22 protein-coding genes are annotated in these 23,569 nt (G+C 59.8%); 12 read left to right on the forward strand and 10 right to left on the reverse strand.

Annotated features, from left to right (window positions below; genetic code table 11):
• Positions 1-96 precede the first annotated feature (96 nt).
• The 6 genes from ACE04F_RS24140 to ACE04F_RS24165 all read left to right on the forward strand — a co-directional run bounded on the left by ACE04F_RS24140 (position 97) and on the right by ACE04F_RS24165 (position 5,691).
• The gene (locus ACE04F_RS24140) at positions 97-975 is read left to right on the forward strand and encodes an amino acid ABC transporter permease (RefSeq protein ID WP_486110225.1); all 879 of its coding nucleotides are present in this window, start codon (positions 97-99) and stop codon (positions 973-975) included.
• 10 nt (positions 976-985) lie between these two features.
• Positions 986-1,750: an amino acid ABC transporter ATP-binding protein gene (locus tag ACE04F_RS24145; RefSeq protein ID WP_434568409.1), complete on the forward strand. Its 765-nt coding sequence runs from the start codon at positions 986-988 to the stop codon at positions 1,748-1,750.
• A gap of 39 nt (positions 1,751-1,789) precedes the next feature.
• The gene (locus tag ACE04F_RS24150; RefSeq protein ID WP_486110226.1) at positions 1,790-2,614 is read left to right on the forward strand and encodes an ABC transporter substrate-binding protein; all 825 of its coding nucleotides are present in this window, start codon (positions 1,790-1,792) and stop codon (positions 2,612-2,614) included.
• A 153-nt stretch (positions 2,615-2,767) separates the two neighbouring features.
• Positions 2,768-3,616 carry a polysaccharide deacetylase family protein gene (locus ACE04F_RS24155; protein ID WP_486110227.1) on the forward strand — a complete coding sequence of 283 codons (849 nt, stop codon included), beginning with the start codon at positions 2,768-2,770 and terminating at the stop codon, positions 3,614-3,616.
• Complete coding sequence (locus ACE04F_RS24160; RefSeq protein ID WP_486110228.1) at positions 3,609-4,493, forward strand: polysaccharide deacetylase family protein; 885 nt, start codon at positions 3,609-3,611, stop codon at positions 4,491-4,493. The genes ACE04F_RS24155 and ACE04F_RS24160 overlap by 8 nt, the downstream gene beginning before the upstream one ends.
• 25 nt (positions 4,494-4,518) lie before the next feature.
• Positions 4,519-5,691 carry an MFS transporter gene (locus ACE04F_RS24165; RefSeq protein ID WP_486110229.1) on the forward strand — a complete coding sequence of 391 codons (1,173 nt, stop codon included), beginning with the start codon at positions 4,519-4,521 and terminating at the stop codon, positions 5,689-5,691.
• Between the two features lie 37 nt (positions 5,692-5,728).
• On the opposite strand, the gene ACE04F_RS24170 is transcribed toward ACE04F_RS24165, so the two are convergent.
• From ACE04F_RS24170 to ACE04F_RS24180, 3 genes are all read right to left on the reverse strand, one after another.
• Positions 5,729-7,582, reverse strand: a complete 1,854-nt coding sequence (locus ACE04F_RS24170; RefSeq protein ID WP_486110230.1) for an ABC transporter ATP-binding protein — start codon at positions 7,580-7,582, stop codon at positions 5,729-5,731.
• A 76-nt stretch (positions 7,583-7,658) separates the two neighbouring features.
• Positions 7,659-8,114, reverse strand: coding sequence for a GNAT family N-acetyltransferase (locus ACE04F_RS24175; protein ID WP_486110256.1), 456 nt, complete (start codon positions 8,112-8,114; stop codon positions 7,659-7,661).
• Between the two features lie 124 nt (positions 8,115-8,238).
• A complete protein-coding gene (locus ACE04F_RS24180) occupies positions 8,239-10,245 on the reverse strand; it encodes a M10 family metallopeptidase C-terminal domain-containing protein (protein ID WP_486110231.1) in 2,007 nt (668 codons plus the stop codon).
• 307 nt (positions 10,246-10,552) lie between these two features.
• Between ACE04F_RS24180 and ACE04F_RS24185 the strand changes: the two genes are divergently transcribed.
• The 4 genes from ACE04F_RS24185 (at position 10,553) to ACE04F_RS24200 (ending at position 14,767) form a co-directional block, all read left to right on the forward strand.
• Positions 10,553-11,725, forward strand: coding sequence for a zinc-dependent alcohol dehydrogenase (locus tag ACE04F_RS24185; protein ID WP_486110232.1), 1,173 nt, complete (start codon positions 10,553-10,555; stop codon positions 11,723-11,725).
• A 209-nt stretch (positions 11,726-11,934) separates the two neighbouring features.
• Positions 11,935-12,537, forward strand: a complete 603-nt coding sequence (locus ACE04F_RS24190) for a TetR/AcrR family transcriptional regulator (protein ID WP_486110233.1) — start codon at positions 11,935-11,937, stop codon at positions 12,535-12,537.
• A 311-nt stretch (positions 12,538-12,848) separates the two neighbouring features.
• A complete protein-coding gene (locus ACE04F_RS24195; RefSeq protein ID WP_486110234.1) occupies positions 12,849-13,532 on the forward strand; it encodes a type 1 glutamine amidotransferase domain-containing protein in 684 nt (227 codons plus the stop codon).
• A gap of 74 nt (positions 13,533-13,606) precedes the next feature.
• Positions 13,607-14,767, forward strand: a complete 1,161-nt coding sequence (locus ACE04F_RS24200) for an alkene reductase (protein ID WP_486110235.1) — start codon at positions 13,607-13,609, stop codon at positions 14,765-14,767.
• A gap of 191 nt (positions 14,768-14,958) precedes the next feature.
• Here the strand turns inward: ACE04F_RS24200 and ACE04F_RS24205 are convergent, their stop codons facing one another.
• Complete coding sequence (locus ACE04F_RS24205) at positions 14,959-15,873, reverse strand: LysR substrate-binding domain-containing protein (RefSeq protein WP_486110236.1); 915 nt, start codon at positions 15,871-15,873, stop codon at positions 14,959-14,961.
• Between the two features lie 150 nt (positions 15,874-16,023).
• Between ACE04F_RS24205 and ACE04F_RS24210 the strand changes: the two genes are divergently transcribed.
• Positions 16,024-17,034 carry a zinc-dependent alcohol dehydrogenase family protein gene (locus ACE04F_RS24210; RefSeq protein ID WP_486110237.1) on the forward strand — a complete coding sequence of 337 codons (1,011 nt, stop codon included), beginning with the start codon at positions 16,024-16,026 and terminating at the stop codon, positions 17,032-17,034.
• Positions 17,035-17,085: 51 nt separating this feature from the next.
• On the opposite strand, the gene ACE04F_RS24215 is transcribed toward ACE04F_RS24210, so the two are convergent.
• From ACE04F_RS24215 to pstS, 6 genes are all read right to left on the reverse strand, one after another.
• Positions 17,086-17,706, reverse strand: a complete 621-nt coding sequence (locus ACE04F_RS24215) for a hypothetical protein (protein ID WP_486110238.1) — start codon at positions 17,704-17,706, stop codon at positions 17,086-17,088.
• Positions 17,706-18,404 (reverse strand): hypothetical protein, encoded by a 699-nt coding sequence (locus tag ACE04F_RS24220; RefSeq protein WP_486110239.1) that lies wholly within the window; start codon positions 18,402-18,404, stop codon positions 17,706-17,708. The genes ACE04F_RS24215 and ACE04F_RS24220 overlap by 1 nt, the downstream gene beginning before the upstream one ends.
• A gap of 95 nt (positions 18,405-18,499) precedes the next feature.
• A complete protein-coding gene (pstB, locus tag ACE04F_RS24225; protein WP_025214260.1) occupies positions 18,500-19,261 on the reverse strand; it encodes a phosphate ABC transporter ATP-binding protein PstB in 762 nt (253 codons plus the stop codon).
• Between the two features lie 75 nt (positions 19,262-19,336).
• The gene (gene pstA / locus ACE04F_RS24230; RefSeq protein ID WP_305501065.1) at positions 19,337-20,248 is read right to left on the reverse strand and encodes a phosphate ABC transporter permease PstA; all 912 of its coding nucleotides are present in this window, start codon (positions 20,246-20,248) and stop codon (positions 19,337-19,339) included.
• The gene (pstC, locus tag ACE04F_RS24235; RefSeq protein WP_305501066.1) at positions 20,248-21,213 is read right to left on the reverse strand and encodes a phosphate ABC transporter permease subunit PstC; all 966 of its coding nucleotides are present in this window, start codon (positions 21,211-21,213) and stop codon (positions 20,248-20,250) included. The genes pstA and pstC overlap by 1 nt, the downstream gene beginning before the upstream one ends.
• A 74-nt stretch (positions 21,214-21,287) precedes the next feature.
• A complete protein-coding gene (pstS, locus tag ACE04F_RS24240; protein ID WP_486110240.1) occupies positions 21,288-22,319 on the reverse strand; it encodes a phosphate ABC transporter substrate-binding protein PstS in 1,032 nt (343 codons plus the stop codon).
• Between the two features lie 188 nt (positions 22,320-22,507).
• On the opposite strand from pstS, the gene ppk2 reads away from it, so the two are divergent.
• On the forward strand, positions 22,508-23,425 hold the full coding sequence (gene ppk2 / locus ACE04F_RS24245) for a polyphosphate kinase 2 (protein ID WP_486110241.1): 918 nt from the start codon (positions 22,508-22,510) through the stop codon (positions 23,423-23,425).
• The last annotated feature ends 144 nt before the right edge of the window (positions 23,426-23,569 follow it).

Here is a 23,569-nt window from a genome sequence, read left to right on the forward strand (position 1 = left end):
GATTAATTCAATGTTGACTGACCCACCGCATTCGCGAGCAGGCTCGCTCCCACAGGGGAATGTGGTGGATCTGGAAAAAGCGTACGGAGAACCAACATGAGCCAGACACAGGCAGAACGACTCCAGGCGGAGCGCAAGCTGGCGGAAAACCAGTTCGACATTACCCAGTACGATCATGTGCCCCGGCGTTATTACGGGCGGATCTTCTTCGCCACGCTGATCGTTATCGCGCTCATCGGCCTGGTGCGCGCCTTCGCCGAAGGCAAGATCGAATGGTCGTACATCGGCCAGTTCCTGACTTCCGAGGCGATCATGTGGGGGTTGCTCAACACCATCGTCATGGCGGTACTGGCAATGGCGCTGGGTATCGTGTTCGGCGTGATCACCGCGATCATGCGCATGTCGGCCAACCCGATCCTGCGCTACGTGGCGCTGACCTACACCTGGCTGTTTCGCGGTACGCCGCTGATTCTGCAACTGCTGTTGTGGTTCAACCTCGCGCTGATCTTCCCCACCATCGGCATCCCCGGTGTATTTGAAATGGACACCGTGAGCCTGATGACTCCGTTCGTGGCCGCCCTGTTTGGCCTGAGCATCAACCAGGGTGCCTACACCGCCGAAGTGGTCCGTGCCGGCCTGCTCTCGGTGGACACCGGGCAGTATGAAGCCGCCAAGTCGATCGGCATGCCGCGCCTGCAAGCGCTGCGCCGGATCATCCTGCCCCAGGCCATGCGGATCATCATCCCGCCAGTGGGCAACGAGTTCATCGGCATGGTGAAGATGACCTCGCTGGCGAGCGTGATCCAGTACTCGGAGCTGCTCTACAACGCGCAGAACATCTACTACGCCAACGCCCGCGTGATGGAGCTGCTGATTGTCGCCGGGATCTGGTACCTGGCCACGGTCACCGTCCTATCCTTTGGCCAAAGCCGGCTGGAGCGTCGTTTCGCTCGCGGCGCCGGCAAGCGTTCTTGAGGAGCCGCACATGAGAAGCATCGTCAAGGCCGTGAGCCTGAACAAATACTACGACCAGTTCCACGCCCTGAAGGACATCAATATCGAGGTCGAGCAAGGCGAAGTGCTGTGCATCATCGGCCCGTCCGGCTCGGGCAAGAGCACCTTGCTGCGCTGCGTCAACCAGCTGGAAAAAATCGACAAGGGCGGTCTGTGGGTCGATGGCGAGCTGGTGGGTTACCGGATCGTCGGCAACAAGCTGCACGAACTCAACGAAACGCAGATCGCCCGCCAGCGCCTGGCCACCGGCATGGTGTTCCAGCGGTTCAACCTGTTCCCGCACATGACCGTGTTGCAAAACATCATCGAAGGCCCGTGCCAGGTGCTCAAGCGCTCACCCAAAGAGGCCCATGAAGAAGCCCTGGAGTTGCTGGCCCGCGTCGGCCTGGCCGACAAGCACCACAGCTACCCGATCGAGCTTTCCGGTGGTCAGCAGCAACGTGTCGCCATTGCCCGCGCGTTGGCCATGCGCCCCAAGCTGATGCTGTTCGATGAACCCACTTCGGCACTCGACCCGGAACTGGTCGGTGAGGTGCTGTCGGTGATGCGCGATCTGGCGCAGACCGGCATGACCATGATCGTCGTCACCCATGAACTGGGCTTCGCCCGCGAGGTTTCCAACCGCATGGTGTTCATGGACGGCGGGCAGATCGTGGAGGCTGGAAGCCCCGAAGAAATACTAATAAGTCCGCAAAACCCTCGCACCCAGAGCTTCATTTCTGCCGTTCGAACCTAGGCGCCCATTGGCGCTCACAACACTCATAAGAGAACGACCATGAAGAACTTCGTTATTCCAGCAGTACTCGCAGGCGTTATGGCATCCGGCTTCTCCTTCGCTGCCCAATTGCCGGCCAGCATCAAGGCCAAGGGCGAAATCGTCGTAGCGATCATGCCGAACTACCCGCCGATGGATTTCAAGGACCCGACCACCAATACCCTCACCGGCTTTGATTACGACCTGGGCAATGCCCTGGCCGAACGCCTGGGCGTGAAGATCAAATGGCAGGAAACCGGCTTCGAGCAAATGATCAATGCGTTGACCACCGGCCGCGTCGACATGGTGCTGTCGGGCATGACCGACACCGCCGAGCGTCAGGCCAGCGTAACCTTCGTCGACTATTTCACCAGCGGGCCGCAGTTCTACACCCTGCAGAAAAACAAGGACACCAACGAGATCATCGACCTGTGTGGCAAGAAGGTCGGCACCAGCCGCCGCACCACTTTCCCGGCGGAGATCGCCGAGTGGAGCAAAGCCAACTGTGAAGCCGCCGGCAAGCCTGCGATCAACGTGGTCGGCACCGAGGGTTCCGCCGATGCCCGCGCGCAATTGCGCCAGAGCCGCATCGATGCGGCCATGCAAGGCAGCGAAACCCTGCCCTACCTCAAGACCCAGGAAAAGGACATGTACAAGACCGTGGGCTTGCCGATCTCCGAGCAGTTCACCGGTATGGGCGTGAGCAAGAAAAAACCTGAGCTCAGTGAAGCGGTGAAGGTTGCGCTGCAAAGCATGATCGATGACGGCAGTTATCAGGCGATCCTCAAGAAATGGGACCTGGAACTGGGTGCGATCAAGACCGTGACCATCAACGCCGGGAAGTAACGGAGCTGACATTCCCAATCCCATGTGGGAGCGAGCCTGCTCGCGAAAGCAGTATCTCATTCAACATCAGTGTTGGCTGAACCACCGCATTCGCGAGCGGGCTCGCTCCCACAGGGGCTGTCGGTTTACTTGAAGATTACCGGAGCACTACAGATGTCCTCCTCGCCCCAACCCACCTGGCCCGGCCCGCACAAGGCCTGTCTGGCCCTGGCCTTCGACCTTGATGGTCCGACCGGTGATGCCATGCTCAACGGCTCGATCTGGCGCAAGCCCGAGTACTTCGGTTTCGGCGGCTATGGCCCTTATCGGGCGCTACCGCGGCTGCTCGACCTGCTCGAGGAGTTCCAGATTCCGACGACGTTCTTCGTCCCGGCCTGGGTCGTGGAGAACTGGCCGAGACAGTGCCAGGCGATCGTCGAGCGCGGGCATGAGGTGGCTTATCACGGCTACCGGCACGAGTCCTTTTATGCCCTGACGCTGGATCAGCAAAGGGACGTGATGAATATCTGCCGCGAGGTGTTCTGGAAGCATCTGAACATCCGCGCCGAAGGCTTTCGTACGCCGTCCGGCGACTGGCGCGCTGAAACCCCGGCGATGCTGGTGGAAGCCGGCGTGCGCTATTCCAGCAGCATGCGCGGCGATGACCGGCCATACCTGGTGAACGTGCCGGGGTTCGACACGCCACTGGTGGAAATTCCCGGCCGCTGGGAAATGGACGACTACGCCTCCCTCGCCTACACCCGCGCGCCGAACTTCCCTTCCGGCCTCGACCGCACGGCCAGCTACGCGCTGACCCTGGATAACTGGTGCCGCGAATACGACGGCGCAATGGACGAGGGATTATGCTTGACCACCCTCTTCCACCCCAAGATTACCGGTAAGCCGGGACGCATCCTGCTACTGGAAAAACTCTTCGAGCACATGCGCACGCGCGACGACGTGTGGTTCGCCACCTGCCGCGACGTTGCCCGGTGGTGGCTGAAGGAGCATCACCATGGCTGACTCCCCTCTCTGGCCGAAAGGCTATCGCTGCGCGGTGGTACTGACTGTCGACTACAACGACATTCACGGCATCCTCACCCAGGCCCCGGAGGTCGCCGGGCGCGACAAGACGCTGTCGGTATGGCGCTACGGCACCCAACGTGGCGTCGAGCGATTGCTCGGCCTGTTCAAGCAGCTCGGGGTGTCCGCCAGCTGGTTTGTCCCCGGTATCGTTGCCGAGGAAAACCCCGCGCTCCTTCAGGCGATTCAGGCCGACGGCCATGAAATCGGTTGCGCCGGCTATCGCCATCAGGACTACGACAGACTGGACCTGGCCGCCCAAAGCGACGATATCGCCAAGGGCTGCGAGACCCTGGCCCGGCTGACCGGCCTGCGCCCGACCGGTTTTCGAATCCCGGCGGGCAACGGTGCACCGGGGTTCATCGAAGCCTTGAGGGATCAGGGCATTCGCTGGTCGTCGTCGTGGCGCGGCGATGACCTGCCATTCGCTCACCCGACCGCACCGAGTGTGATTGAAGTACCGCTGCACTATGAGTTGGAGGACGAGCCTTACTTCGCCTTCAATTTGAGCCCGGCGGTACCACCCGCACAATCGCGGATCGCGTCCTATAGCCACACCTTGGGCAACCTGCAGCTGGACTTCGCCGGTTTTCATCGGTTCGGCCTCTGCTACGTGCTGCGCCTGCATCCGGAAATCATCGCTACGCCGGGACGGATAGGCGTGTTGCGCGAACTGCTCGAGGGCATCCAACGGCACAATGACGTGTGGATCGCCACCGGCGCCGAGGTCGCGCAATGGTGGTCAGACACCGCGGGGCCAGTCGCCGAGGATCATCCCGCAGCGGTTTATGAACGGCATTATCGGGATCACGTTTGATCTGAATAAGGATATTTGCATCTCCGTGGCCACTTACTCACTCGTTATTCGGCGCCTGATGATTGTTTCCCTGACCATCGTGGTCAGTCGCGCCATTACCAGCCCGTTGCTCACGCTATTCTTGAGCAACAAGCTGGGCCTCAACCAACAGGACGTCGGCTTGCTGCTCGGCATCGCGGTGTTCATCGCCACCTTGCTGGCCCTTTATGGTGGATATGTCATCGACCGCCTGGAGAAGCGCCGACTGCTGATCCTGGCGATGCTTTCCAGCGCCGTCGGTTTCGTACTGCTGACCTTTGCCGAAAACCTCTACCTGACCACGCTGACCGTGGTGATCACCGAGACCGCGTCAGCGCTGTTCCTGATCGGCTCCAAGGCAATCCTCAGCGAAAACCTGCCTATCGGCCAGCGCGCCAAGGCCTTTTCCCTGCGCTACACCCTGACCAACATCGGCTACGCCACCGGCCCGATGCTCGGCGTGGTGATTGCCGGTGTCTACCCGATCGCGCCGTTCCTCATTGCTGGCGGCATCGCGTTTTTCAGCATCTTTCTGATGACCGGCATCCCCAGGGCAGCGACACCGGCCATTGGCCCAGCGCCAAGCTTTCTCAAGACCCTGGTCACCCTGAAAAACGACCGCACCCTGATCATGTTCACGTGCGGCTGCCTCTTGAGCACGGTGGTGCACGGTCGTTTCACTCTTTACCTGTCGCAATACCTGCTGGTGACCCATGATTCCAAACGCGCGCTGGAAATCATGGCCGCCCTGCTCGCCTGCAACGCGATCACGGTGATCCTGCTGCAGTACCAGATCGGCCGGTTCCTGGATCGCGAAAAGCTGCGCTACTGGATTGCCGCGGGCACGAGCCTGTTCATCGTTGGCCTGATCGGCTTCAGCCTGGCCGACGACATGCTCAGTTGGTGCGTGGCGATGTTCATATTCACCCTAGGGGAGATGATCATCTACCCGGCCGAATTCCTCTTCGTCGATACCCTGGCCCCGGAAGAACTCCGTGGCAGCTACTATGGCGCACAAAACCTGGCAGCCCTTGGTGGTGCACTGAGCCCGGTGATCTGCGGGTACCTGCTGCTGCAAACTCCGGCGCCGACGATGTTCTATGCCTTGAGCGCACTGACCGCCATGGGTGGTTTCTTGTGTTTCATGAGCGGTCGTCGGGTGGCTGGCGTGCAGAAGTGATGTGTCGGCCGTTCCAGTGAACAGCCATCGCCCTCGCCTACTCCACGGCCTCGACCACTCCCTGATCCTCCCCCAGAAACCCGCCGCTCTGGTGATGCCACAATCGCGCGTAGGTGCCGTTCTTCCCGAGCAATTCGGCGTGGGTGCCTTGTTCGATGATCCGCCCTTCATCCATGACGATGAGCCGGTCCATCGCCGCGATCGTGGACAGCCGATGGGCGATGGCGATCACGGTCTTGCCCTGCATCATTTCATCGAGGCTTTCCTGGATGGCCACTTCGACTTCCGAATCGAGTGCGCTGGTGGCCTCGTCCAGTAAAAGGATCGGGGCGTTCTTGAGCATGACCCGGGCGATGGCGATGCGTTGCCGCTGGCCGCCCGAAAGTTTGATGCCGCGCTCTCCCACCAGGGTGTCGTAACCGCTATGGCCTTGCTTGTCGCTCAGTTGATTGATGAACCCATCGGCCTGGGCGCTGGCTGCGGCATTGCGTATTTCCTCATCGGTGGCGTCGGGGCGGCCGTAGGCAATGTTGTCGCGGATCGACCGGTGCAGCAGGGACGTATCCTGAGTGACCATGCCGATCGCGCTGCGCAGGCTGTCTTGCGTGACATGCGCGATGTTCTGCCCATCGATTCGAATCTCACCGCTGTCCACGTCATAGAAGCGCAGCAGCAGGTTGATCAGCGTGGATTTTCCGGCACCGGAGCGACCTACCAGGCCGATTTTTTCACCCGGCCGGATGTTCAGGCTCAGGCCATCGAGCACCTGGCGTTCGCCGTTGTAATTGAAGCTGACATTGTCGAAGGTCACCGCACCACCGGTGGTAACCAGCACGCCGGCGTCCGGCGCATCCTGAACCTTGGGTCCGCGCGTCAAGGTTTCCATGCCGTCCTGCAGAGTGCCGATGTTTTCGAACAGCGAGGTCATTTGCCACATGATCCAGTGCGACATCCCGTTGATACGCAACGCCATGGCGGTGATCGCCGCCACGGCGCCGGTGCCTACTTCGCCTTGGTGCCATAACCACAGGGCGTAACCGCCGGCCCCGAGGATCAAGGCAACCACCAGTGCCTGATTGACGATTTCGAACTGGCTGACCAGGCGCATCTGGCGAAAGCCGGTTTGCTTGAAATCTTCCATGGCGGCGCGGGCGAAGTGTGCTTCGCGTTTGGAGTGGGAGAACAGCTTTACGGTGGTGATGTTGGTATAGGCGTCCGAGACCCGCCCGGTCATCGATGAGCGCGCGTTGGCCTGCTCCTGCCCCACTTTTTCCAGGCGCGGCACGAAGTAGCGCATGGCCAGGCCGAACAACACTACCCAGGCAATGAAAGGCAACATCAGCTTCAGGTCAAAACCGCCGGCCAGGGCGATGATCGCGATGAAATACACGCCGATCCCGGGGACGATCTCGATGAGGGTGAACAGCACCTCGCGCACCGACAGCGCCGTCTGCATCACTTTGGTGGTGACCCGGCCGGAGAACTCATCCGAGAAGAACGAAAGGCTCTGCCGCAGCATCAGCCGATGAAAGTCCCAGCGCAGCCGCAACGGCAGGTTGATGGCCAATACCTGGTGCTGCACCATCGTGCGCAACGCGACCAGCCCGATACTGGTCACCAACATGATGCCGATGCCCCACAGCACCCGACTCTCCTGCCCCGCCGCATCGCCGCCGGCCTGCCAGGTCGAGAGCAGGTCGACGACCTGTCCGAGAAACGAAAACAGCCAGGCTTCATAGATCGACACGCCGGCACTGAGCAGCGCGAAGGCGAGGATATAACCGCGGGCGCCCCGCGTGCAGGCCCACAAAAACCGCGCCAGGCCATCTGGTGGCGGTGGGACTTCGTCAGGTGGAAAAGGGTCGAGCCGTTGTTCGAATGCGTGCAGCATGGGGATCTCCAGAACGATCTAACCAGGAGATTCTGGCATCTAAGATTGCTTTGAGGTTTTTTTGATGAGGGCAGGATTACCTGCCCAGTTTTTTTTCCATGATGATGGTGCGCTCCGCGCCATGAAACTCGTCCCGGATCTTTTCGAAACCCAGAGAAGAATAAAAGCCTTGCGCGGTGATCGAGGAAGGAACTCGTAGCCGCTCCACACCACTGCGCACGGCCCCCGACTCAATCGTTGCCATCAGCTGACGCCCTATGCCTCTGCCCTGACAGGCAGGCGCAACGAACACACTTCGGACGACGTTTCCATCAAGACTCGCTGTTGCGACAATCTCACCGTCACTGCTTGCGACGTATACCTCTCGCTGGCCGAGAAAGTTCAGGATCGCTGCGGGTGAAAAGTTCTGCTGCACCTGCTCGATGATCTCTGGCGAATAGTCTTGAGCGTTGGATTCGCGCAGTGCCGCTGCGACGACCAGACTGATTGCCGTGGCGTCGGTACTCGTTGCCTTGCGGATGATGCAATCCATTGAGCGCTGTTCCTTGCGTTGGTTCATCTGAATGTCGGCGAGAGCGGTTCCGGCCCCGTGGCAGGGGCCGGTTTTGTTTTCAGGGAAAATTCAACGGAGGTGGTTCAGACTGTCGAGGGGAGGATCACCCAAACTGCTCAGGCGCAGCGACCCCCAGAAGCTGCAGCTCGGTAAAAGGCTCATCACCCGAAGCGAAGATAAAATCATCGTCTCCAAGTTGCGCCACTACATCGCCTTGCAACGTGATTTCGAACCGACGTCCCTGTTCGTCGGCGCTGTAGCTTTTCAGGAAGGTTCGCTGGCCGTCCTCACTCAGCACGGCCGTCAGCGTCGCATTGTAGCCTTTCCCTAACTCGGTGAAGCCTAACGCAGAGACGTCTATCTTGTCGGTATCCGGGTCGAAGTCGAGAATCCGGTCCTGGAAATTTCCATCCGCGGTACGGAAGCTGTCCTCCAGGGATCCATAGCGGAATACATCGGCCCCCTCACCCCCTGTCAGCACGTCGCGCCCCGACCCTCCATCAAGAACATCGTGCCCAAAGCCGCCCGAGACGACATCGTCGCCGCCGCCGGCGCTGAGCACGTCGCCCGCCGCCGAGCCCTTCAGCCGATCGGCCGACTCCGTTCCCTGGATCAGCGTGCGACTCAACACTACGTTGGTTTCGTTGAGAACCTGAGAGAGATCGCCGTTGAGTGTCAGTTCGAAACGATGGCCCTGCCCGTCCGCTTCAAAGCTTTTCAGATAGGTGCGGGTTCCGCTGTCATTGACAGAGACCGCCAGGGTCCCGTCGAGCCCGTTGCCCAGCCCGCTGAAGCCCAAAGAGGACAGGTCGATAAGGTCCTGGCCAGGATCGAAATCAGCGATGCGATCGCTCACGGCCTGAGAGTCGGTGCGGTAGCTGTCGCCGATGGAGTTGATTCGGAACACATCGGCACCGGCTCCGCCATGGAGAACATCACGCTGCCCTCCTCCGTCGAGCAGGTCGTTGCCATCATGACCAGTGAGCAGTTCCGGGACGTAGGAGCCATAAAGAACATCGGCGCCCGCGCTTCCATCAATCTGCGGCAACACACCTGCCAGAGCGCCGAAGGTGGTGTCCAGGGTTCCGTCAGGATTCAGCCGGATGATGCTGAAGTCATCATTGCCAAAATAATTGCTTTGCCCGGCTACCAGGATCTTACCGTCCGGGAGCACCGTGATATCCCGGGCCGAATCCCTGCCACCGGCGAGATCGAATACAGCGATGCCATTGTTGCCAAAATTTGCGTCGAAGGTCCCGTCCTGGTTCAGCCTGATGATCTTGAAGTCGAATCCGGTTCCCTCCTCCTCGTTGTAACCCGCTACCAATATCTTGCCGTCGGCCTGCACGGTAATCGATTTCGCCATTCCAGCTACTTCAATCTCGGCCGTGCCATCCGTGCCAAAACCTGTGTCGAGGGACCCGTCAGGATTCAACCGCGCGACCACAAACGCGCCGTTGTAGCCGGGCACGAGGATTTTTCCATCGGCCTGCAGCGTCAGGCCAAAGCCTTCCAATGGGCTGAGGCCCGGAACAGTGAACTCCACGGCAGTGCCGCCGTTGAAACTGGAATCGACCGTTCCGTCGGGGTTGAAGCGATTGACAGAAAAATGCTGGTCATAAGAGTCATGATTCGCCACGAGAATCTTGCCGTCAGGCTGTACGGTCGCGCTGGCGGAATCACCCCAAGCTGCCGGAGCGGTAGCCGTTCCATTGACGCCGAAGCTTTGATCCAGCGAACCGTCGGTGTTCAGGCGGACCATGACGATGCTCGGTGCAGAAAAATGCGGGTAGACGATCAGGAACTTGCCGTCTGCCTGTACGGCTGCGCTATAACCTTCGCCCGGGTAGATGTCGCGAGGCAGCAAGGTTTTACCATCGTCGCTGAAAGTGCTATCGATCGTGCCGTCGGCGTTAAGGCGCAGCAAAGAAGCCCTGTAGCCTTCGTACTCCCACTGGCCGGTCTCCACCCAGGTCGTTCCGGCAAGCCAGATCTTGCCGTCCGGCCCTACGGCTATCTTGGCGGTGTTGTTATAACCGTCCAGGTCCACGAAGGTTTTGCCGGTACCGGCACGTAGCGCCGCGCCGCCGCTGATGTTTGAGCTGGTCATGCTTGAACCTCACAGTGTCGATGGGATTCCCCGAGAATTTAGCCTTCTACAACGTAGCCGTTTACTTCAGATCCGCCAGCCTGGATGCAATACCCGGACAGCCGTCTCTGCGTATCTGACGCCTTGGCTTGTGCGGGGTTCTCGCGCCTTTCACTTCGTGGCACGCCTCGCCGTTTATCGCGTTCTTGTTGATCCGTGGAAACAAGATTTGAACTTGTGCGGTTCTTCTTCGACCGAAAACATCAACAGGTGCGCGACGGAATTACCTGGTGGCTAGCGTACCGATCCACCCCCGGAGGTATATCAAATGAAAGCGCTACGCTGGCATGGAAAAAAAGATATCCGCTGTGATGACCATCTTCCCGATCCGACGATAGAACACCCGCGAGACGCGATTATCAAAGTCACTTCGTGCGCCATTTGCGGCTCGGACCTGCACTTGTATGACGGTTTCATGCCCGGTATGAAACACGGCGATATCATGGGCCACGAGTTCATGGGCGAAGTGGTGGAAGTCGGATCGGCCAACAAAAAGTTGAAGATCGGCGATCGCGTGGTGGTCCCCTTCACCATTTGCTGCGGTGAGTGCGATCAATGCCGGCGGGGTAATTTCTCCGTGTGCGAGCGCAGCAACCGCAACAAGGACCTGGCCGACAAGGCCTTCGGCCACACCACGGCGGGCCTGTTTGGCTACACCCACCTGACCGGGGGCTACCCCGGTGGCCAGGCCGAGTATGTGCGCGTGCCTTACGCGGACTTCACCCCGGTGGTCATCCCGGACGGCCTGACCGATGAGCAAGTGCTGTTCCTTGGCGACATCTTCCCCACCGGCTGGCAGGCCGCCGTGCAATGCGATATCCAGCCAACCGACACCGTGGCCATCTGGGGCGCCGGCCCGGTAGGCCAGTTCACGGTGCGCAGCGCGGTGATCCTCGGGGCCAGACAAGTGGTGAGCATCGACAACGTGCCCGAGCGACTGGCCATGGCCAAGGCCGGTGGCGCCATCACCATCAATTTTGATGAAGAAAGCGTGCTGGACCGCCTGGCCGAGCTGACGGGAGGCAAGGGGCCGGAGAAATGCATCGACGCGGTAGGCATGGAATCCCACGCTACCCGTTCGTTCGACTCCATCTATGATCGGGTCAAGCAAGCGGTAATGCTCGAGTCGGACCGCCCCCACGTGCTGCGGGAAATGATGTACGTCTGCCGCCCCGCTGGCACCTTGTCGATCCCTGGCGTCTACGGCGGTTTGATCGACAAGATTCCGTTCGGCGCCGCGATGAACAAGGGCCTGACCTTCAAGATGGGTCAGACCCATGTGAACCGCTGGACCGATGATCTGCTCCAGCGCATCCAGGAGGAGCAGATCGATCCAAGCTTCGTCATCACTCACACCGTGAGCCTTCAAGACGGCCCGGACATGTACAAGACCTTCCGGGACAAAAAAGACGGCTGCGTGAAGGTGGTGCTCAAGCCTTGAACTGATTCAATCAATGCGCGGTTGCGCCATGAGCGGCATGGCTTTCACCCTGTGGAAGCCATGCCACCGCGCCCGAAACGCAACACCAGGCTGGCGCGCAATAACACTAAAGCATCCGGGAAACGCACGCGGAGAGTCCGAGGGTGGCGAACAAGCAAGCGGATGAGCAATAGTAGACTGATCGTCTAGTAGAGAATAAGATCGCCCCCATGAGCAGCCCAAAGACCCGCGAAACCTCCGACGTCCGCCAGGAAATCCTTGATGTAGGCCAACGAATCATGGCCGCCAAAGGCTATTCCGCCGTGGGCCTGAATGAAATCCTGGCCACTGCGGGTGTGCCAAAAGGGTCCTTCTACCACTACTTCGGCTCAAAAGACGCCTTCGGCGAAGCGCTGCTTGAAAGCTATTTCGCGAGCTACCTGGCGGAGCTGGACGAGGTTCTCGCCCTGCCTGGCCTGACGATGGCTCAGCGTCTGATGAAGTACTGGGACATCTGGCAACAGACTCAATCGTTCCAGGATTGCCAGGGCAAATGCCTGGCGGTGAAGCTGGGCGTGGAAGTCGCCGATCTTTCAGAGGCGATGCGCGCGGTGCTCAAGCGCGGCACCGCGGGTATCACCGACCGCCTGGCCGTGGCGATCGAGACCGGAATCGCCGATGGCTCGCTGGAGTCCGTTGCCGAGCCTCATGCGGTCGCGCAAAGCCTCTATCAGCTGTGGGTCGGCGCCAGTGTGATGGTCAAGATCACCAAGAGTGTCCAGCCTTTCGAGACGGCGATGGCGACGACTCGCCAGATTCTCAGCCTTACCTGATCGATACCGTTTTCTCCTGGCATCAAAATCTGCCTATCCCCTCTCCTGAAGCGTGCCCTGGGCAGCGTTAGCCTGTCTGCACGCTCCTCCAAAAAAACCGTGATGCGAAAAAACAAAAATATCACTAGACGACTGGTCTAATTTGAAATTAAGGTAGCCACACGTTCTACGCATCGCCAAGCAGCAGCTCGAGAAAGCCACCCACCCAGAGGTTTGGGCGACGCGTTTTGCAGCTTGTTTTTTTTGCCCGAATTCTAGACGACTGGTCTATTCAAACTAACGCAGCACAACTCTCAAACAGGAAAACCGAAATGAAAGTTCTCATGGTACTGACCTCGCACGACACCCTCGGCAACACCGGCCGCAAGACCGGTTTCTGGCTCGAAGAACTGGCGGCGCCCTACTACGCCTTCCTCGACGCCAAGGCCGAGATCGTTCTGGCTTCGCCTGAGGGTGGGCAGCCCCCGCTTGATCCGAAGAGTAACGAGCCGTCCTTTCAGACTGACCTGACCCGGCGTTTCGAAGCCGACCCTGAAGCGACCGCCTTACTTGCCAGCACCGCGCGCCTGGACAGCGTCTCGCCAGACGATTTCGATGCGGTTTTCTACCCAGGCGGCCACGGCCCGCTGTGGGACCTGGCCGAAGACCCGGTCTCGATCCGCTTGATCGAGTCTTTCCAGGCCGCCGGCAAGCCCGTTGCCTTGGTGTGCCACGCGCCTGGCGTGCTGCGCCACGTGAAAAAGCCTGACGGTACTCCGCTGGTCCAGGGCAAAAAAGTCGCCGGTTTCACCAATACCGAAGAAGCCGCGGTAGGCCTGACTGATGTCGTGCCGTTCCTGGTCGAGGACATGCTCAAGGCCAACGGCGGCCTGTATTCGAAAGGCGCCGACTGGTCCTCCTACGTGGTGCGTGACGGCCTGCTGATCACCGGTCAGAACCCGGGTTCGTCAAGCGAAGCCGCGAAGGTCCTCATCGATCTGCTGAACAAGGCCTGAGCCTGTCCCCGCAGGAGACGTCGCAGGTCTCCCGCCCTTATCGCGCCGATAGTTCGGCACCAAGGGATATTTTCATGAAACACAACTCGCTGTTCGAACACACCTCGCTAGGCCCACTGACGCTGAAAAATCGCATCGTCATGCCGCCCCTGACCCGTCAACGCAGCGGCCAGCCCGGTGACGTGCCCACCGCCCTCATGGCCCGCTACTACCAACAACGCGCGAGTGCCGGCCTGATCATCAGCGAAGGCACCCAAATCGAGCCCCGTGGCAAGGGCTATGCCTGGACGCCGGGCATCTACAGCCAGGCGCAGATCGATGGCTGGCGCACCGTCACCGAGGCGGTTCACGCTGAAGGTGGGGTGATTTTTGCCCAGCTCTGGCATGTCGGTCGCGTGTCACACAGCGCACTGCAACCGGACAACGCCGCCCCTGTCGCGCCGTCGGCGATCCAGGCGAAAAAGGTCAAAGCCTTTATCGAAACCGGTCCCGACACCGGCACGCTGGTCGAACCCTCCACTCCGCGCGAGCTGAGCGTCGCCGAGATCAAGGCGCTGGTCGAACTCTACGCCCAGGCCGCACGCAACGCCCTGGCGGCCGGTTTCGATGGCATCGAGATCCACGCGGCCAATGGTTATCTGGTCAATCAGTTCATTTCCGCCCATGCCAACCAGCGCACCGATGACTACGGCGGTTCGCTGCACAATCGCCTGCGTTTCCTGCGCGAAGTGGTCCGGGCCGTCAGCGTCGTGGTCGGGCCCGACCGCGTGGGCGTGCGCTTCACGCCGCTGTTCACCAGCACCGAAGAAGACCGCGTGTACATCGGCTTCGTCGAGGACGACCCGCACCAGACCTACATCGAAGCCATCAAGGTACTTGAGCAGGCAGGCATCGCCTATCTGTCGATCGCCGAAGCCGACTGGCCGAATGCGCCGGACCTGCCCGAGGCGTTTCGGCGCGAGGTGCGAAGCACTTTCACCGGCCGGATCATCTATGCCGGGTTGTACACTGCTGACCGCGCGGCGCGCCTGATCGAGTCGGGCCTGGGCGATCTGGTCGCATTCGGCCGGCCGTTTATCGCCAACCCCGACCTGCCCCAGCGTATCGCCAATGGCTGGCCGCTCAACGCTCTTGATGCCACCGGACTGTACGGCGGCAATGAACAAGGATTCACCGATTACCCGCGGTATTCCCCATCCACAGTTGAGCGCGAGGAAGCAGTCCCGGCGTACTGACTCCCCTGACTCAAGCCCCCCGTGGCGAGGGAGCTTGCTCCCGCTGGGCTGCGTAGCGGCCCCTTTTAGAAAGCACCGCGCATTTGGAGCGCCAGCCCCTCCCGCACCAAGGGTTGCCGATGCCTTGAATCGCGCCATGACAGACTGACTATCCCGTACGCCCTGACAGGCAAAAGATGTTCCTGAACGCTCTACCGTTCCAGCCACTCGGGATGAAGCTGAACAAAGTGCGCTTGCAGCCATTCGAGAAGAACCTGCACTTGCGGCGCCAGGTGCGTCCGGCTTGGGTATAGCAACGACACCGGGCGCGGAGCTGGTCGATAAGGTCTTAGAATTTCCACCAAAGCGCCGCTTTCCAGATACCCAGCCACAGCGATGCCTGGCGCCTGGATGATTCCGAAGCCCGACACACCGCACTGCACGTATGCATTCGATTCGGTGACGGTGATGGCGGGATTACTGACAAACGCTCGATCCTGACCTTCTACGATGAAATGCCAGGACAACGGCCTGTTGCTCTGACCGGACAAGAAGTTCACGCCTCGATGGGCGATCAGGTCGCCGAGTGTCTCGGGTTCGCCGTGCCTTGCAAGGTATTCGGGCGCCGCGCACGTCACCATCGTCGCCAATGCAACCGGGCGAGCGACTAATGTCGAGTCCGGTAAATCGCCTATGCGCAACGCACAGTCGATGCCCTCTCCTATCAAGTCAACGGCTCGGTCGGTCACGCCCAGTATCACGTTTATGCCTGGGAAGGTGCTGGTGAATGCTTTCAGGCTTCTGATGAAATCCATTTGCGCGAAAGCGGTCGGGATATCGACGCGAAGTCGGCCCGTAAGTGTTGCCCCGGTGCGGTCGAACATTGAAGTTGCGGCAGAAATGTCCGCAAGAATCTCCTGTACTCGCCCATAGAATCGTTCGCCCTCGGCGGTGAGCGCCACCTTCCTGGTCGTGCGCTGGAAAAGGCGCACACCCAATGATGTCTCCAGCTCTTGAATCGAACGGGTGACCTGCGGCCGCCCTATATCCAGCGACTCGGCAGTTTTTGTGAAGCTGCCGAGTTCGGCAAGCCTGGCGAATAGGCGCATCGATTGCAGCAATTCCATGATGTCAGGCCTTGGCGAACGCTATTGTTGCCGCAGAATATAACAATCATGTTTTTCTTCACGCATTTATTGCGCCTCTCCAAAAGCGAACCATGTGCACAAGGCGAACCCTTGGCAGTTTGCCATCACTGACTCGTTTGGAGATTCACAATGAAAGCCTGGCTATTAAAAGATTTCGGACTCGACAATCTGCAACTGGAAGAGACAGCTACCCCACGCCCGGGACCTGGCGAACTGCTGGTAAAGGTTGGCGCTGTTTCGCTCAATTTTCGCGACAAGGCCATCGTCGACGGCATTTATGAGCCGCATAAGGTGCCCAAGCCGCTGATTCCCGTAAGTGATGCGGCCGGAACAGTGGTCGCAGTTGGCGATGGTGTGACGCGCTTCAAGATCGGTGATCGGGTCAACTCGCACCTGTACTCCCGTTGGCTGGATGGCGAACCCGGACCCAATGAGCCGGATTACTGTTTTGGATCACCATTGCCCGGTGGCTTGGCCGAATACATGATCATCCATCAGGACAGCGCCGTGGGTGCGCCTGACAACATGAGCGATGAAGAGGCCGCTACGCTGCCGATTGCCGCGCTCACGGCATGGTATTCACTGGTGGACTTCGGGCAGATTGAGCCTGGACAAACCGTATTGGTCCAAGGCACTGGCGGTGTGTCCATATTTGCCGTGCAGATCGCAACTGCGCTTGGCGCCAAGGTCATCGCAACGTCGAGCACCGACGAAAATCTGCAAGCTGTGAAGGGATTGGGAGCCGTAGCAGGCGTCAACTACCGGACTACGCCAAACTGGGCAGACGAAGTGCTAAAGCTGACCGATGGTAAAGGCGTGGATCTGCTGCTGGATGTGGCTGGAGGCAGCGGCATCAATCAATCGATCGCAGCGACCAAGGCATCCGGGCGGATTGCGCAGATCGGCTTTTTGACCGGCCAGACTACGGAACTCGAACTGATGCCTCTGATCTTTCGCCAGACAACCATCCGCGGTATTGCCGTGGCGCCGCGCTCATCGTTCGAGCGGATGAATGCATTTCTCAACCAACACAGGATTCGCCCTGTGATTGATCAGGTGTATCCGTTCGAGAAAGCCCGGGAAGCTTACGAGCACCTGGCAAAAGGAGCATTTGGAAAGGTTGTAATCAAGATCACCTGAACCACTGGGGCGCCAACATGGCGCCTTTTTTTGCGGTAAGGCCGCATCGCATCAAGACAAGGAAGCTTCCGCGCGTTGCGGCGTGGCTCCTTTGGGCCTGAACATCTGCTGCCATTCAAGCTGCGCCTGGACAACAGCGACCGCCTCCAGCACCTTCTGCGCCCAGCCCTCATCCTCCGGATGCACCACGACAACACGAAAGCCATGGTCATCGCCTTCGAGCTGCACGCCTTCGGAATCATCGACGTGCAAGTCGATATCGAACGCCGGCGGGTACTTGGAGGGTGAGTTCTCCAGGCCATGCACCGTCAGGGCACGGTTGTGCAGGACGCTGTTGACCACACCGTCGACGCGGATGCCGTACAGCAGCAGCCAACGGCGGATATAGGACGGCGTGCGGCCGGACGAGGTGTAGACCCAGATGCTGCAGTCCTGGCGACGCAGTTCCCGGATCAGTGAGCGGGTGCCCCTGCGCAGCGGCTCACCCAGCCAACGGTGAATGCAGGCGGGCAGCCGGCTTTGCTCGACTTCGCAGTGGTGGAGTTGGCAGGCGAGCGTGTCATCGATATCAAAGGAAATGCGTATGCGCTGGCGCTTGAACAGCTGCGTCGGCAATGCGCCGCGGATGGCCTGCCCTACCCGGCTGCTGAATGTTCTGCATTTGACGTCCATCAATGGCCACCTTGGGAAAGCGGCAAAGATTCGCCTTTGAGAAAAAACTTCATTGGATCGGGTGCCTGTTCTTCCAAAAACGCTGCGTATTTTTTCTTGATCTTGGGCAATTCGTACAACGCCTTGACGCCGTGCTTGGCAGAGTTGCGTATCACCGAGGACGGGTTGAAATAGCCTTCGGCATTTTCCAGTGTCAGCACAAACGGCGGCAAACCCGCGCGCATCAGCAGATAGCTGACAATAAGCGACCCACTGCGGTTGTTACCTTCGATGAACAACTGCGGCTTGCTGAGAATCCGTACATAGACGCCTGCCGCGCGCTTCCACACCGACTCGCTGCGATAGGCACAATACCAGTTGTACAAATCCTTGATGCCTCCTTCAACATTGTTGAAGAAATGCGCCTCGGTCGCTGCCAGGTGATGGGCGTATTCCAACCGACGCGCCGGGTCCCGGCCGCAGAGCACCGTGGCGTTGATCTCCAGCATCAGGTTCAGTTGCTGCAGATCGAACAGGTCGACGCCGCGAGCAACATATTCGTCAACCAACGCATAACCTTCAAGCACATTCTGCAGCACTTCATCGGTCAACGGGTCACGCGGCTCGGTGAAGTGCCGGCTCAGCTGGGCGAAGCGGTCCTGCACTTCCCGTAGTGCGCGTTCAATCGCTGGCAAATCAAGGCGATGCTTAGCAGGCATTGGTGCTCCTTGGAAAACGCTTGGTAAATGTCTACCGGATGCCCGCCAAATCCATTTGGCTTCTGCAGGGATGCGGCCTTGACCTGATGTGTGGCTTAGCTGAACTTGCCGCTGATGTAATCGCCGGTCATCTGTTCACGCGGGTTGTCGAAAATCTGCGTCGTCGGGCCCATCTCGACCAGATAACCGGTGCGCGTGCCCTGGGAAATATCCACCGAAAAGAATGCCGTGGTGTCAGCCACGCGGATGGCCTGCTGCATGTTGTGGGTCACCAGGGCGATGGTGTAGTCCTTCTTCAACTCGACCATCAGCTCCTCGACCCGCCGGGTAGCGATCGGGTCGAGTGCCGAACACGGTTCATCCAACAGCAGCACTTCCGGCTCGGTGGCGATGGCGCGGGCAATGCACAGGCGCTGTTGCTGGCCGCCGGAGAGCGACAGGCCGCTGACCTTGAGCTTGTCCTTGACTTCGTCCCACAGCGCGGCGCCTTGCAGCGCATGCTTGACCCGGTCACCGATATCGCCCTTGTAGCGGTTCAGACGCAGGCCAAACGCGACGTTGTCGAAAATGCTCATCGAAAACGGGTTCGGCTGCTGGAATACCATGCCGATGTAGCGGCGCACGACCACCGGGTCAACACCCTTGCCGTAGACGTCCTGTCCGAGGAAATGCACGTGGCCTTCGAAACGGAACCCTTTCACCAGGTCGTTCATCCGGTTGAGGCTGCGCAACACGGTGCTCTTGCCACAGCCGGAAGGACCGATGAACCCGGTGATCTTGTTTTTCTCGATTGGCACATGGCTGTCACGGACCGCCATGAAGTTGCCATAAAAAATCTTGTCCAGTTTGCAGTCCATGACTACAGGTGCCTGGGTGACAAACGGAGCGGCTATTTGCGCAGTGGATACGTTCAAGATCAGATGCTCCCGTTCTTAATACTTGGGCTTGCCGAAAATACGGCTGATGATGTTCACGAACAGCACGATCATCACCAGCACCAGTGAGGCCGCCCATGCGAGCTCGAGCTGGTTGTCGAAAGGCATCCCGGAGAAGTTGTAGATCAGCACCGCCAGGGAGGCCGTCGGGTTCATGACCTCGAGGTTGCCCTGGTGGTAAATCCAGTAGTTGCTGAACAGCGCGGTAAACAGCAGCGGCGCGGTCTCGCCCGCAGCACGTGCCACGGCCAGCATGACGCCCGTGAGGATGGCCGGCATGCCGGTTGGCAAGACGATCTTCCAGATCACCTGCGAGCGGGTGCAGCCCATGCCATAGGCAGCATCCTTCATGATCTTGGGCACCATGCGCATCGACTCTTCCGCCGTCAGCACGACGATCGGCAGCATCAGCACGGCCAGCGCCACGCCGCCCGCCGGCGCCGAATACGTACCGGTGGTCATCACCACCAGGGCGTAGGCAAATACCCCGGCCAGGATCGACGGCAGGCCGGTGAGCATCTTCGCGGCAAACCGTGCGGCGTTGCCCAATTTGCTGTCCGGCCCCAGCTCAGCCAGGAAGACGGCGGCCATGATGCCGATCGGCACCGCGATGGCGGCCGCGATACCGACCATCACGAAGGTACCTGCCATGGCGTTGCCGAAGCCGCCACCCATCTCGAAGCCGGTCGGTGGCAGTTCGGTAAAGACTTCCAGATTCAGGCGCGCGCCACCACGGGTGATCAGCATGTAGAGCACGGAAATCAGCGGCACGCTGGCGAGCAGCGCGCCGGCCCAGACCAGGGTGGTCAGGATCAGGCTGCGCAGTGCGCGGCCTTCGAACTTGCGCTGCAAGCTGGGCATCGCGCCCGCTGGCGCGGTCAAGTCTGTTGCGGCAGTGAGGTCTGTCATCACTTATTACCCCGTTGGGCATACATCATGATCATCGAACCAAAAATGTTCACGATCAGCGTAATCAACATCAGCACCAGGGCGGCATACATCAACACCTCGATCTCGTTCGGCCCGGCCTCGGGGAAGTTCAACGCCAGCAGGGCAGCAAGCGTGTTGGCCGGAGCAAACAGCGAGAGGGAAATGTTGTTGGCGTTGCCGACCAGCATGGCCAGCGCCATCGTCTCGCCCAGGGCGCGCCCGAGGCCCAGCACCAGGGAGCCGAAGATGCCGGTGGCAGCGGAAGGCACCATCACCTTGAGAATCGCTTCCCAGTGAGTGGTCCCCATGCCGTAGGCGGCCTGCTTGGTTTTCATCGGTACGCCGGTGAGCGCATCCTGCGAAACGGCGGCGATGGTTGGCAGAATCATGATCGCAAGCACCAGCGCCGCCGGTAGCAGCCCGGGCCCGCTCAGGGACGTGCCGAAAAAGGGTATCCAGCCGAGCTCGCTGTTCAGCCAGGTTGTCAACGGTCGGATCGCCGGGATCACCACGTAGATCCCCCACAGGCCATAAACCACGCTGGGGATGGCCGCGAGCAGTTCGACGATGGTGCGGAAAATGGCGGCGAGCTTGGGCGGCAGGAAATCCTGGGTCAGGAAAATTGCCATGCTGACGCCGAAAAAACCGGCGATCAACAGCGCGATCAAGGCGCTGTAGAGCGTGCCCCAGATAGCCGGCAGGATGCCGTATTTGCCCTGGTTGACGTCCCAGACGCTGCCCAGGAGCACGTCGAAACCGTGTTTCTCCATGCCGGGAATCGCCTTGCGGCCCACCTCGAACACCAGCGCAAATACCAGCGCCAGAATCAGCACCACGCCGATGCGCGCTAGCGCACGGAAAGTGCGATCAACCAGGAAATCCTTCGTCGAGGGTGGCTGGCAGGCAGAGTCCGGATTAACCGGTACGACAAAAGGTTTGTTCATGGGCTAAGTCCGGAACAGGGGGAAAACTCTCCCGGCGCGGCGCAGAGGCACACCCCGAGAGAGACCTCACGGTGTTACTGAATGTTGGCGGATGCCTTGCGAACCTGCTCGACGACCGACGCCGGCAATGGGATGTAACCCATCGAATCGGCGATCTTCTGCCCTTCGGTGAGGCTGTATTCGACCATTTCACGCATGGCCTTGGCCTTGGCCGGGTTGCCGTTGGCCTTGCGGAAGATCATCCAGGTGTAGGACGTGATCGGGTAGGACTTGGCACCGTCCGGATCCGGCAGCCAGGCCACCAGGTTTTCCGGCATCTTCACCGCAGCCAGGGCTTCGGCACCGCTTTCGGCGTTCGGCACGACGTACTGGCCGGCCTTGTTCTGCAGTTGGGCGAAGTCGACCTTGGCGAGCTTGGCGAAGCCGTATTCGATATAGCCAATCGAGCCCGGGGTTTGACGCACGGTAGCGGTCACGCCGTCGTTTTTCGGCGACTTGATGAACTTGTCACTGGCCGGCCAGTTAACGGTGTTGCCCTCGCCCAGCGCCTGCTTGAAGTCTGGATTGATGGTTGCCAGGTGCTTGGTGAACACCGCGGTGGTACCGCTGGAGTCCGCACGTACAACGACAGTGATCGGCGTATCGGAAAGTTTCAGGTCCGGGTTGGCGGCAACGATCTGCGGATCGTTCCATTTGGTGATCTTGCCCAGGAAGATGTTCGAGTACACATCGCGTGGCAGCTTGAGGCCCTTGGGATTGCCCGGCAGGTTGTAGGCCAGCACGATTTCACCGGCGGTCATCGGCAACAACTGCACGCCTTCGGCAACCTTGGCGATGTCTTCTTCTTTCATCGCCGAGTCACTGGCGGCGAAATCAACGGTTTTGTTCAGGAAGTCCTGTACGCCCGCACCGCTACCCTTGGATTGGTAATCCACAGTGACACCGTCGGATTTCTTGCTGAAATCCTTGAACCAGGTCAGGTAGATCGGAGCTGGAAAACTCGCCCCAGACCCCGTCAGACGGACGTTCTCTGCAGCGAAGGACGCCGAGGTGGCACAAAGAGAAACCGTAACGGCGAGCGCAGCAGACTTCATCAAACTTTTCATTAAAAGAAATTCCTTGTGATGACGGGCCGGGGAACTCTGCAACATTCTTGTTACGGTTTTATGAATGCGCAGTGGCAAAGTGCACTTATGTCCTTCAGATAAGGCCTACGGCACGTCGGCTGCTGTAATCGCCTCGTAACAAATTGCGACTAACACTTCGCCATCTCCTACAACGCGAGCCCACGCCCATGTCCTCGATAGACGACACCTTGATACAGCGCATCCACCGGGAACTGCTCGATCACAGCGATGAAGAACTGGAGTTGGAGCTGGCCGAAGACGGTCACGACCTGGATGCCCTGTTCGATGAACAGGCTCCAGAAGGATCAGCAAAAGAAGCCCGGAGAATCTATTTCAGCGAACTGTTCCGCCTGCAAGGCGAACTGGTGAAACTGCAAAGCTGGGTGGTCAAGACGGGCCACAAGGTGGTGATCCTCTTCGAAGGGCGCGACGCTGCCGGCAAAGGCGGAGTCATCAAACGTATCACCCAGCGCCTCAACCCTCGGGTCTGCCGGGTGGCCGCCCTGCCCGCCCCGAACGACCGCGAACGCACCCAATGGTACTTCCAGCGCTACGTTTCACACTTGCCGGCCGCCGGTGAAATCGTCCTGCTCGATCGCAGTTGGTACAACCGCGCAGGCGTCGAACAGGTCATGGGCTTTTGCAACGACGCTCAGTACGAAGAGTTCTTCCGGACTGTGCCCGAGTTCGAACGTATGCTGGCTCGCTCAGGCATCCAACTGATCAAGTACTGGTTCTCCATTTCCGACCAGGAGCAGCACCTGCGCTTCCTCAGCCGTATCCACGACCCGCTCAAGCAATGGAAACTCAGCCCCATGGACCTGGAGTCCCGGCGGCGCTGGGAAGCCTATACAAAGGCCAAGGAAATCATGCTGGAGCGCACCCATATCGCCGAGGCGCCGTGGTGGGTGGTGCAAGCCGACGACAAGAAAAAAGCGCGACTCAACTGTATCCACCACCTGCTCGGCCAGATGCCCTATGAAGAAGTCGAGCTCCCGGTGATCGAGCTACCGGAACGCGTCAGGCAGGAAGACTACTTCCGCAGTCCGACGCCGCCGGAAATCATCGTTCCTCAGGTTTATTGAGATACACCGGGGCGCCTTGCGCCAGGCGCCCCTTCTATCGCCTGACATGTTCCTGTCAGCCTCCCGTCACCCTGACGTCAGATCGTCCCGCCTAAAGTAACGCCAGGATTGTTCCTGCGGCGCCAGCGCCAACCTGTGGGGGGG

The organism is Pseudomonas sp. AGC41, assembly GCF_057334555.1.

Coding starts and splice junctions, on each gene's coding strand:
- ACE04F_RS24195 (WP_486110234.1), top strand. CDS start 12,849: ATGAAAGTTCTCATGGTACTGACCTCGCACGACACCCTCGGCAACACC.
- ACE04F_RS24175 (WP_486110256.1), bottom strand. CDS start 8,114: ATGGATTGCATCATCCGCAAGGCAACGAGTACCGACGCCACGGCAATC.
- pstS (WP_486110240.1), bottom strand. CDS start 22,319: ATGAAAAGTTTGATGAAGTCTGCTGCGCTCGCCGTTACGGTTTCTCTT.
- ACE04F_RS24160 (WP_486110228.1), top strand. CDS start 3,609: ATGGCTGACTCCCCTCTCTGGCCGAAAGGCTATCGCTGCGCGGTGGTA.
- ACE04F_RS24190 (WP_486110233.1), top strand. CDS start 11,935: ATGAGCAGCCCAAAGACCCGCGAAACCTCCGACGTCCGCCAGGAAATC.
- ppk2 (WP_486110241.1), top strand. CDS start 22,508: ATGTCCTCGATAGACGACACCTTGATACAGCGCATCCACCGGGAACTG.
- ACE04F_RS24185 (WP_486110232.1), top strand. CDS start 10,553: ATGAAAGCGCTACGCTGGCATGGAAAAAAAGATATCCGCTGTGATGAC.
- ACE04F_RS24210 (WP_486110237.1), top strand. CDS start 16,024: ATGAAAGCCTGGCTATTAAAAGATTTCGGACTCGACAATCTGCAACTG.
- ACE04F_RS24155 (WP_486110227.1), top strand. CDS start 2,768: ATGTCCTCCTCGCCCCAACCCACCTGGCCCGGCCCGCACAAGGCCTGT.
- ACE04F_RS24200 (WP_486110235.1), top strand. CDS start 13,607: ATGAAACACAACTCGCTGTTCGAACACACCTCGCTAGGCCCACTGACG.
- pstA (WP_305501065.1), bottom strand. CDS start 20,248: ATGACAGACCTCACTGCCGCAACAGACTTGACCGCGCCAGCGGGCGCG.
- ACE04F_RS24215 (WP_486110238.1), bottom strand. CDS start 17,706: ATGGACGTCAAATGCAGAACATTCAGCAGCCGGGTAGGGCAGGCCATC.
- ACE04F_RS24145 (WP_434568409.1), top strand. CDS start 986: ATGAGAAGCATCGTCAAGGCCGTGAGCCTGAACAAATACTACGACCAG.
- ACE04F_RS24220 (WP_486110239.1), bottom strand. CDS start 18,404: ATGCCTGCTAAGCATCGCCTTGATTTGCCAGCGATTGAACGCGCACTA.
- ACE04F_RS24170 (WP_486110230.1), bottom strand. CDS start 7,582: ATGCTGCACGCATTCGAACAACGGCTCGACCCTTTTCCACCTGACGAA.
- ACE04F_RS24205 (WP_486110236.1), bottom strand. CDS start 15,873: ATGGAATTGCTGCAATCGATGCGCCTATTCGCCAGGCTTGCCGAACTC.
- pstC (WP_305501066.1), bottom strand. CDS start 21,213: ATGAACAAACCTTTTGTCGTACCGGTTAATCCGGACTCTGCCTGCCAG.
- ACE04F_RS24180 (WP_486110231.1), bottom strand. CDS start 10,245: ATGACCAGCTCAAACATCAGCGGCGGCGCGGCGCTACGTGCCGGTACC.
- ACE04F_RS24140 (WP_486110225.1), top strand. CDS start 97: ATGAGCCAGACACAGGCAGAACGACTCCAGGCGGAGCGCAAGCTGGCG.
- ACE04F_RS24150 (WP_486110226.1), top strand. CDS start 1,790: ATGAAGAACTTCGTTATTCCAGCAGTACTCGCAGGCGTTATGGCATCC.
- pstB (WP_025214260.1), bottom strand. CDS start 19,261: ATGGACTGCAAACTGGACAAGATTTTTTATGGCAACTTCATGGCGGTC.